8 protein-coding genes and 1 pseudogene are annotated in these 9,445 nt (G+C 64.3%); 3 read left to right on the plus strand and 6 right to left on the minus strand.

What is annotated here, in order from left to right; genetic code table 11:
- Window positions 1-640 precede the first annotated feature (640 nt).
- Window positions 641-1,159 carry a hypothetical protein gene (locus ACFOSH_RS41925; protein WP_378247018.1) on the plus strand — a complete coding sequence of 173 codons (519 nt, stop codon included), beginning with the start codon at window positions 641-643 and terminating at the stop codon, window positions 1,157-1,159.
- A gap of 797 nt (window positions 1,160-1,956) precedes the next feature.
- On the opposite strand, the gene ACFOSH_RS41930 is transcribed toward ACFOSH_RS41925, so the two are convergent.
- The 5 genes and pseudogenes from ACFOSH_RS41930 to ACFOSH_RS41950 all read right to left on the minus strand — a co-directional run bounded on the left by ACFOSH_RS41930 (window position 1,957) and on the right by ACFOSH_RS41950 (window position 6,046).
- A complete protein-coding gene (locus ACFOSH_RS41930; protein WP_378247020.1) occupies window positions 1,957-2,154 on the minus strand; it encodes a hypothetical protein in 198 nt (65 codons plus the stop codon).
- Window positions 2,155-2,542: 388 nt separating this feature from the next.
- The gene (locus ACFOSH_RS41935; RefSeq protein ID WP_378247022.1) at window positions 2,543-3,871 is read right to left on the minus strand and encodes a hypothetical protein; all 1,329 of its coding nucleotides are present in this window, start codon (window positions 3,869-3,871) and stop codon (window positions 2,543-2,545) included.
- Between the two features lie 173 nt (window positions 3,872-4,044).
- A complete protein-coding gene (locus ACFOSH_RS41940; RefSeq protein ID WP_378247024.1) occupies window positions 4,045-4,542 on the minus strand; it encodes a hypothetical protein in 498 nt (165 codons plus the stop codon).
- Window positions 4,543-5,427: 885 nt separating this feature from the next.
- Window positions 5,428-5,613 (minus strand): annotated as a pseudogene (locus tag ACFOSH_RS41945) (transposase); the annotation flags it as partial.
- Between the two features lie 106 nt (window positions 5,614-5,719).
- The gene (locus ACFOSH_RS41950) at window positions 5,720-6,046 is read right to left on the minus strand and encodes a hypothetical protein (RefSeq protein ID WP_378247026.1); all 327 of its coding nucleotides are present in this window, start codon (window positions 6,044-6,046) and stop codon (window positions 5,720-5,722) included.
- Between the two features lie 318 nt (window positions 6,047-6,364).
- Here ACFOSH_RS41950 and ACFOSH_RS41955 point away from each other — a divergent pair, with 318 nt between their 5' ends.
- A complete protein-coding gene (locus ACFOSH_RS41955) occupies window positions 6,365-6,625 on the plus strand; it encodes a hypothetical protein (RefSeq protein WP_378247028.1) in 261 nt (86 codons plus the stop codon).
- A gap of 24 nt (window positions 6,626-6,649) precedes the next feature.
- Here ACFOSH_RS41955 and ACFOSH_RS41960 read toward each other — a convergent pair whose 3' ends face one another.
- On the minus strand, window positions 6,650-7,651 hold the full coding sequence (locus ACFOSH_RS41960; protein WP_378247030.1) for an alpha/beta fold hydrolase: 1,002 nt from the start codon (window positions 7,649-7,651) through the stop codon (window positions 6,650-6,652).
- Window positions 7,652-8,395: 744 nt separating this feature from the next.
- On the opposite strand from ACFOSH_RS41960, the gene ACFOSH_RS41965 reads away from it, so the two are divergent.
- The gene (locus tag ACFOSH_RS41965) at window positions 8,396-8,572 is read left to right on the plus strand and encodes a hypothetical protein (RefSeq protein ID WP_378247032.1); all 177 of its coding nucleotides are present in this window, start codon (window positions 8,396-8,398) and stop codon (window positions 8,570-8,572) included.
- The last annotated feature ends 873 nt before the right edge of the window (window positions 8,573-9,445 follow it).

Raw genomic sequence — 9,445 nt, forward strand, 5'->3', positions numbered from 1 at the left:
TCTACATTCGACACTCGACTACCGAACACCCCACGAAACCCGCATAAGCTATCGTCAAGACCACGCCCTCGTGGCATAAACCCCGGTGTCCGGCTCCCCGGGACGACCTCACTTCCTCGCCTACGGCATCCCGTTTACCGGCGTACCTGCCGATCCCGCCACCAGACAACTACCTGGCGGGTTCAGCCTCTCCGTTGCGGCACTTCTGGAGCCTGGACAAAAAACCCTCTACCTGGGTTTATGGGCTAATCTCGGCGGCGCTTCGCGGGGCCTGTTCCGTGCATGTTCCGGGACGCTGATAGGCGTGTCGATCTCGCTGTCGAACCGGTCGGCGGTGTCGCTGCTTCCCGTCGGCAGACGGCACGATATCGGTGTGAGTGGCGCCCGTCCAGCACGCTTGCCCAACCGGGTTGAAACCCCCCTCGACCGGTTATCACCAGCCATTCAATCGTCATTCACTGGTCTACAGGGTCCACAATGTGCTGACGGATGACACGAGGAACGTCGAGACGTGTGCGGCGCGGCCCCAGCACAGTTGCTCCCACACTCATCCCCTGGCTCCTCGGTCGGCTATTCCTGTCGCTGTCCGCCAAGCATGTCCACTTGTCGCGGAACCTTCTACACCTAGTTGAGGAGAACCATGTCCATCCGACGCCCGGCCGTTCTGTTCGCAGCTTCCGTAGCTGTCGCGGCCCTGCTGGGAGCCCCAGCTCACGCCGCACCCCTCACCCCCGTCCAGCACTCCAGCGTCACCGAAGATCCCGTCACCGAAGATCCTGGGTGCGCAGGCGAAGACGACAAGGGGCTGTGCCCCATTCCTCAACTCGGCATCGCCAAGTCCTCCATGGCAGTGTCGGTTGGCGACACCGACACCGACGGCGACGGCGCTCAGATAGAGGAGTTCGTCGGCGAGGGACCCACCGCCGTTCCCGCACTCCACAAATTCGACGTGATCGGCGCCATCTACGATGAGAACGGACCGCAGAGCAAGAAAAGGCTCGAGGACCCGGACATGCTCATGGCTGAACTGGCCAAGTATAGTGCGGGCGAAAAGGTGAAGTTCTACGTCTGGGGAGGCAGCAAGGCCAGCTCCTTCCGCGGAAATTGGGAGTGGGTCACGGTCACCCTCCTCGACGGCACCCGGCCGGCCACACCCTGACCCCCACGACCCGCTTCGGCCTCGCCAGGCCGGTGCGCGTGTGCTCGGCGACGGCCCAACCGGCCACGCGAGGTCTTGACGTAGGTGATGTCCCCGCATCAGCGCTGGTTGACCGCCTCGGCGGTGAAGTCGCGGCCGATCGGGTCGGGTGCCGGAACGGGCGTCTGACCTGCGACGGTGGTGTGTTTCCAGGGCTTGGGGTGGCGTCCTCGCAGGCTGGCACCTGGGCCGCCAGACCCGCTTCGGGGACACCGTGTGCCCGGGCGTGACGAGCCCGGCGTGTGTTCGCCGCACGCCGGGGTTGCCGCGCAGCCGCTCGTAGAGGTGCTTGATGACCGCGAGCAGGCCCGCGTCGGCCTGCTCGCGGTCGCTGGGCGCGCGGCGACGCCAGACGTGGTAGCCCGAGCGGGACACACCCAGCTCACGGCCCATGAACTCGACCGGGAAGTTCTCCGAATCCGCCCAGTCCGCGATCGCAGCGAATTCATTGGTTGTCTTTCGCGAACCAGGTCGCAACTTTTTTGCGAACCCGACCTGCATCTTCAGCTCGGCGTTCTCCGCCCGTAACCGCTCCAGCTCGGCGCGTTCGGAATCCTCCACCTGCCGACCCGCCGAGTCGTCGGACTCCCTGTCTTTCCCCATCCATTTCCCAGTGTCATCTCGCGCACGCCGATATCGCGTGCGACCTCGGCACTAGGCCGATGATCATCGAACGCTACCGCCTGCGCCTTGTACTCCTCGGTAAACCGGCAGCGTGTCGAACCCGTGCTCGTGTCTCCCGAAAGACCGGGCGACCCTCACTCCGAATCCACCGAACCGGGAACGGACCAGCTCACTGGGCTTGCCTGCTTCGCGGCGGTGATGACGCCCGCCATGGACAGGTCGTTGCTGAACCGATGGCCGATCTCGGCCTCCAGCCCGGCGTACCCGGCAGCTAGTTCTGGGCGCAGTTGGGCCCCGCGCGCACGAGGCCCTTGCGGCTCACGACCACGCACAGCGAGCAAGACAGGCGGCTCACGGAGGCCCTGCGTGAGCCGCCTGGCAGAGGCGATCCGCGTCTGGGTGCGCGAATCGCCATCCGGACTGCCCCTGTGGACTCCGCCGAACGCCTCACCAGCTTGGCGGAGGGCTCGGTGAACGCCGGCTCAGCGGCTCCATGACGATGCGCCGATCACAGGATCTGCTCCACAACGCCATCGAACTCGCCAAAGACCGACCGATCGCCGAGGGAGCCCAGCCGTCGTGTCGCGTGCAACTGCTGACTGGCCGGTCATGTTGTCCTCGGCGTCGGCCAGACACGGAAATCGGCACGCCTCACCCGACGGGTCCCGCTCGGCCGGCTGGTCAGCCCGAACCGCGGACAGCCCACGCCCCCGCACCAACTCAGCAGGTGATGATCACGGTGGTGATCGCCGTGCAGGTGGCGGATCCGGTGTCGTTCGCAGGGTGGGGATCAGTCGGTGAACTGGTTGAGCGGACTGCCGTCGCGGTGAAGGGGCCGAGGGTGAGCAGCGCGACTTGGGCGGAGAAGGACATTGTCGTGGTGGCGCCCATGACCAAGGTGCCGATCGTGCAAGTTTCAGTGCGGGGCCCGCTGTTGTAGACGCACGAGCCACTGGTGTGCCCCGTCACTCCCAGAGGTAGCAGTGTGGTGATTGCGGCGCTTTGGACGGTGCTGTGGCCGTAATTCTTGACGGTCACGGAGTAGACGACTTTCCCGGACAGCAAGGGTTCCGGCCGGGCGGTCAAGTTCACTTCGAGGTCGGCCGCGGGTGGGCGTAGCGCGAGGTTGTGAAAGGTGCCCGCGGAGATCGCGACGAGTCCTGTGGTGCCGGTAGGCACTGTGGACTGGCTCTTGTCATCGAGTCCCCAGGCAAGTAGCGAGCCGTCTGGCTTCAATGCCAGGCTGTGCCTGTAGCCGGCGGAGATGGCGCTGATTCCAGTGGCTGCGACCGGGATGATGGTTTGGCCGAAGTCGTTGGCGCCCCATGCGACCATGGATCCGTCGGTTTTGAGCGCCAAGTTGTGCGCGCCGCCGGCGGCGATGGCGATGACTCCGGATGCGGCCTGGGCCGGAACCGTGGTTTGACCGGCGTCGTTGGCGCCCCATGCGATGACGGCACCGTTTGACTTCAGTGCCAGGCTGTGTGCGCCGCCACCGGCGATCGCCGTGACGCCAGTCGTGGCCGAGGGTGGGACGGTGGCTTCACCAGAGTCGTTGGCGCCCCATGCGACGACCGAGCCGTCGGACTTCAGCGCCAGGTTGTGGAAGTAGCCGGCGCTGACGGCGGCGATTCCGGACGAGGCCGCCGCGGGCACTGTGGACTGACCATAGGAGTTGAAGCCCCACGCGAGTACGGACCCGTTCGATTTCAGCGCCAGGCTGTGAGAGTTGCCCGCGGAGATGCCGGCGATTCCTGACATCGCTTCGGCCGGGGCCGTGGACTGCCCGTTTGAATTGTCGCCCCACCCAAGGACCGAGCCGTCGGACTTCAGCGCCAAGCTGTGGAAGCCGCCGGCGGAAATCGCGGTCACTCCCGACGAGGCCGCCGCGGGCACTGTGGACTGCGCGAAAGCGTCGTAGCCCCATGCGAACGCTGAACCTTCGAGGGAAGCGACAGCGAACGAGGTCAGTGACAAGAAGGCCGCCATGACCGTTGTCAAGGCGACCGTGAGCCGAGCAGGAATTCGAGAGAACGAGTAGTACGCCATAACACGCCACCTTTCGAACGGGCTCTCGAATTAGAGCCCCTGAGTTGATGCAGAGGCGTACACTCCGTCCATGCGATCAGACACGGTTGGTGCCCCTGGTGGTACTCCACCGACTGCCGTACGAGGGGACGGCGCCCGAATGGTGCGGGGCGCCGTCCCCTCGTACGGAAAGGCTAGATGCCGGGACGGCTGACGTTGAAGTCACCGGACGTGGAGTTGGCGACAGTCGGGTCGGTCATCTTGCCGATCATTTTGGTGACCCGAGTGGTAGGGGTGCCGAGCAGGCTGCTGCAAACGATGTTGACACTCCTCCCGGATCCGGTAGGTGAGGGAAACCTGATCATTCCCTTGCCCAGAGTGTCGACGTCGAGGGTGAAACCGCCCACCGAGGACACCTCGTCACCGGAGGGGAGGGTGGCGTTGACCTGCAGCAGGTTGCTGTTCGGTGCCTGTGAGGTGATGGAGATCGGGTACTTGTAGTTGACGTTTTCGATGACGACGGTCAGAAAGCCAGTGAAGGGGACGGGCGGCAGGACGGTGCCGGTGTAGTCGGACACGACACCTCCGCAGGTGTTCGGTGTCGCGACTGCGGGGGTTGGAATAGCTACGACGCTCAAGCCGGCCAGCAGCAAAGCCGCGGCGGCGGTTTTCCGGGTTGCGTGACGGAACACGGCACACTCCTTTAGCTAGGTAAACGGGTTTACTCATCTGCGATGAGCGCCGGTTTTCTTCCTTTACTCAGGGGCCGACGCACGTGCTATGCGACGCAATTTTATGTGCGGCCCGTATTCGTTCGGCCGCGACCAGCAGATGATCACAGCACAATTCTTCGAGCGCCACCCCTGTTCCGGGGTGACCTCAGGGCAGGCCGGTTGGCATAATCCGCCGGTTCAGGCTGTCCGTGGTTCGCCGGGGTGGGCTTTGGGTTGGTTCGACCCGCTTTTGTAGCGCAGAGTGGTGGCGGGTTCCCGTTGTGACAGCCCCTGTGTTCGTCAGGGTGGTCGCCGCTCACGTTAAGAGATCAGGATGAACCACGCTAAAGGATGGTTTAGCCGTCGAAAGTAAATTTCGCTACGCGATCAGTGTTTGCAAGCGACGGTTTTTCGCGCTGCAGCCGAACGCCGGGTACGCGTCCAGAGAACTTTCTGGTGTAGCGTCGCCCGGCGCGCGGACAAGAACACGGTCCACTCTGTGGACTTGACCCGTTTTGACGGACATCCTGAGATCAGGAGGCTATGCGCCTCCGGAAGGATGTCGTTCATCATGAAGACCATGGGCTAGAAGAAGCCTCGGCCTCGTCGGTCGTTCACCGGTGAGTTCAAGGCTGAGATCGTCGAGTTGTGTGCGATCGCGGTGACCGGTCGGTTCGACAGGTCGCGCAGGATTTCGACCTGACCGAGACTGCTGTGCGGCAGTGGGTCGCGCAGGCCGAGCGGGACGCGGATAACCGCACTGACGGGTTGAGCACCGACGAGCGGGCTGAGCTGGCGCGGTTGCGGCGGGAGAACCGCCGGTTGTCCGAGGAGGTGGAGATCCTCAAACGGGCGACCTTAGATTCAACCGGTCAAGGCAACACTCTCGGCCGGTGTGCGGAATCCCAGACACTTGCGGGGCCGGTTGTTGAGTTTCCCGGCGATGGTGTCGAGGTCGTCCTGGCTGAATGTGGCCAGGTTTGTCCTTTTGGGCAGGTACTGCCGCAGGAGTTTGTTCGTGTTCTCGTTCGTGCCACGTTGCCAGGGAGCTTCGTCGCGCTCGCAGACACCCTCGTCGCCGACTTCGACGTGCTGGACTTCCTCTGCCTGCTTACTGAGCGCTGCGTGGAACACCTGGAGATCGACGCGGCCAGCGTCATTCTCTCCGACCAGCGAGGCGGATGGCGTAGGCCTCAACAAAGTCCACTCTGGCGACGCGCTGGCCGACCTCGTATTCATCCCGCACCGCATCGGCGCCAGCACCCTGGCCCAGCTCATGCGTGTCCTCCATCGAACCGAACCCATCACAACCGGCCATCGCATCAGTCTCAATCTGAATCTTCGCTCCCGTGACAAGCCTTATATCGACGACAACGCCGCCTACTACTTGGCCGCCGACAACCCCGACTACAAATGGGTCGATCAATACCTTGAAGACGTCCGCGCACGCCAAGTTCCCGCATACCTTGCCTTCCAGCGACACGGCTCACTGCACCGAGCGATGTGACCCGACCCTCCGTTCCGCCAGCAATGCCCGGAGCCCTCTGCGGCCCTGCAGCGGTTCTTCTCCGAGGGCGACCTTCCTGATGCCGCACTGGCGAGTACCCACCGGGACCCGCCCGTGCATCGAGCGTCACGACCGAGCACGCCATCAAGGAAAGCCCCTGTCCTTCAGACGCTCCGCACCCAACGTGCCAGGATCTGGCCGCCGCCTTCTCGAGCGGGCTGGCTGCGGCCGCGAACCTGGAGGCGGCCCGTCGCCGATACCGTTCACTGATACGGAGCTTGGGCGCCGGAGGCCTTGCGGAGCGTCGGCCTACCGATCGGCTGCGCGGGCAGGCAACTGGACGGTGTCGCCGTAGGCGGCACGCTGACCGAATCAGTGGTGAACAGCGGCAGCGATCCGCTCTGTCCGCTGCAGCTGATCCGCATCGAGCCAGAACTGGCGATCGTGTTGCCGATCCAGAAGGAGAGGCACGCGAAGATGCAGACCCGGCCGTATCAGCGGCTGTCGCCAAAGCAGGTCTGCGCTGTTTGCACCTCAGCTGCAGGCGAGCCCTGACCACGACCGCTGCAGTCAGTGCGGTTAAGCGTTTCGCGCTCCATGACGGTGTGCCTCGTTGACGAGGTCGGTGATCGCGCCCGCGACTTCGTGTGGGACGTCATGGTTCATGTGGTGGCCGGTGCCGTCCAGCACGACATGTCTTGCGCGCCTGGACATGGCCAGGAACGATTGGTGAAGTTCGAACCATGTCGGATAGGCCGGTCCCCAGCCATGTCCATCTCCGACGGTCAGCACAGTCGTAGGCAGGTCGCCCAGCCGTCGGGTCCAGTCCGGGGTGACGTACGGAGCGAGAGCGATCCCGACCATTTCGCCCACGACCGCGCGGCGGCTCGCAGTCCGTAACGACCGGGCTACTACCGCCGGCGCCAATTGCTCCCCCACTTCGTCGACGGCTTCCCGCAGCAGTGCCCGCCGCCCGGTCAGGTCGTGCCAGGCGCGGTACCAGCCGAGTGACCGCATCTGCCGCCGTGCGGCCCGACGCCAAATCTCGCTCCGCGGAATCTTCGGGTCGTGCTGGGCCAGGTGCCGCGCCTGCTGTTCGTGGGACGAGTCCACCAGTAGCAGACCGACAACACGACCGGGATGACGAGCCGCGGTCACACGCGCGGCGATCCCGCCGTAGGAATGGCCGACCAGCACGACCGAGGAGAGCTCGAGCGCGTCCAGTAGTGCGGTCACTTCTTCAGCGAGCACGAGTGGTGTTCGCAGCAGTGAAGGTGCCGGATCGCTCCAGCCGATCCCACCGCGGTCAACGGCGTAGGCGGTGATGTCGGCAGGCAGGGCGGCGAAGACCTTCTGCCACTCCGCGGCAGGGGTACCGAGCGCGGGCAGCACCACGACCGAAGGCCCGTTCCCTGTCCCCGCGCGTTCGATGATGTGCAGTCGACGGCCGCCGGCATCGACGAGACGGCCGGGCGGAGAGAACTGACGCTCGTCGCGGCGCTGCCCCACAAGCTGGTAAAGCCAGCCGACGGCTGCCATGGACGCTGCAGCCGCGACGAGCCCGACTACGGATCGTCTCATCGCACCCCATCTGTCGCGGTCGACATACTTGCCTGACGGTAACGCGTCCGCAGCCGTTGGAAACCTCGCTCTCGAGTGATGGCGCCAAGCGGTGGTGCCTTTGCGCTCATTAACCGGGCGAAGTACTCCGTGAGGTTCGCGTTACGGAATGAACCGTCGTGCCGACTTGAGCGGTATGACGTCGGCACCTGGAGATCGCACATCCACCAGCAGCAATCTGACAGAGGGGCCTGAACCCGATCGCGGCTACGCGGTCACACTCGCGGTCCGCCCCTCGAACGACCATCATCTACAGCCACCAATCGAGCTGCCCGATGGAATGTCCGCAGTGATCGACGGGCCTGAGGTCGTTCTCAACGTGCCGATTCGCGCGGTCAACGAGAGCGCAGCATTGGCTAAAGCACGGGCGAAGGTCACCGACCCGATAATGGTTCTCGCAACGACCGCCAACCCCGTGCCGGATTCCGGCTCGCGCGGCCATGTCGACTGGGAGGCCACCAACGGAGGTATCGGGAGGCCGGTGATCGCGGCGAAGCGTGGGCTTATCGCCAGGAATGTGCCAGAGTCGCCGCTCTGGGCTACCAGCCGGAGAAGCACGTCATCTGGCAAAGCAAGGCACAACCAACGGCCAACTTCGACAGCCGCAGCATCGATGCCGACGGGCACACGATCTACATCTAAGTCAAGGCGGCACGAGGCTCCAGCCTGACCGACCCCGTCGAGATCCCCAGCGGTGAACTGGCCATGGCGGTGAAATACAGGTCGCGGTACTTCATCTACTGCGTCCTCGACGTCGAGTCACCGTCCCCCTCGATCTTCGAGTTCCCGGACCCGGTGGGAGTGCTGCTGTGCCACGCCAGCACGCTGAAGCTCACCGGCGCGCGGTTCTATCTCACGGGCGGGGAACCGCAAGCCAGCTGAGCCAGGTGCACCGGCATGCCGAAGGGCGTGCTGTCGGGATCGTGACGATCGGCGGAGCCAACAGGACTGCCACAGGTTCATCTTGTGATCAAGCAGGCCATGCTGCGGAGCGTCACCACGTCGAAAACGCTGGACATCGCCCGGCGCAGCTCAACTTGGTCGCCTGGCCACGACCTGCGACAACAAGTGTGGGCCCCGTCGCCAATCACTGGACGATCGTCAAAATCGACACTAAATCGCCCCTAGAGCCCAGACACAAAAAGCCCAGGTCATCTGACCTGGGCTTTTGCTCCCCCGCTTGGACTCGAACCAAGAACCCTCCGGGTAATCGGCAGGTCTTGCCCCAGGCCGTTCTCAGTCGTGCTCAGCTGGGATGTTTGCGTTTGCTCACGTCCTGAGCTGGCGTCAGTGGCTCTCGATCGTTCCGGTTTATCCACGGTAAATCATGAGTCGTCGATCGCGGACGCCGCCGCCAGCCCGGTCGGCGCCCCCTGGCCGGCCGAATGAGGCGACATCGACCGCATCACCGCCGCCCTGCGCGAAGTGCTGAAGACTGCCAGACCGCGCTCCAGGCTTCAGGTCGATGTCAGCCCGATATCCGTCACGACACTGACAGAACGGAACGCACGGGTCTACTCGGCGAAGAAATCGACGCGGCGCGGGCAACTCGGCCGGACGCGTTCTCGGTGGGGATGTGCCGCGCTTCCGGAATCCGCACGAGTGTGGTTCGGGGGATCTCCGAGGCGAACTTCTCCGCGTATTCCACCTTTTAGTACGGCAGCAGCAGTGTGTGATGTGGCGGCGTGTCGTGGGTATGAGGACGGCCACCGCGTGATCGACTTCAAGGTGTGTTGGATCTCGAAGAGGACGCGG

Source organism: Amycolatopsis speibonae (assembly GCF_042647925.1).
Taxonomy (GTDB): Bacteria; Actinomycetota; Actinomycetes; order Mycobacteriales; family Pseudonocardiaceae; genus Amycolatopsis; species Amycolatopsis speibonae.

Coding starts and splice junctions, on each gene's coding strand:
- ACFOSH_RS41965 (WP_378247032.1), top strand. CDS start 8,396: ATGGCGGTGAAATACAGGTCGCGGTACTTCATCTACTGCGTCCTCGAC.
- ACFOSH_RS41935 (WP_378247022.1), bottom strand. CDS start 3,871: ATGGCGTACTACTCGTTCTCTCGAATTCCTGCTCGGCTCACGGTCGCC.
- ACFOSH_RS41960 (WP_378247030.1), bottom strand. CDS start 7,651: ATGAGACGATCCGTAGTCGGGCTCGTCGCGGCTGCAGCGTCCATGGCA.
- ACFOSH_RS41925 (WP_378247018.1), top strand. CDS start 641: ATGTCCATCCGACGCCCGGCCGTTCTGTTCGCAGCTTCCGTAGCTGTC.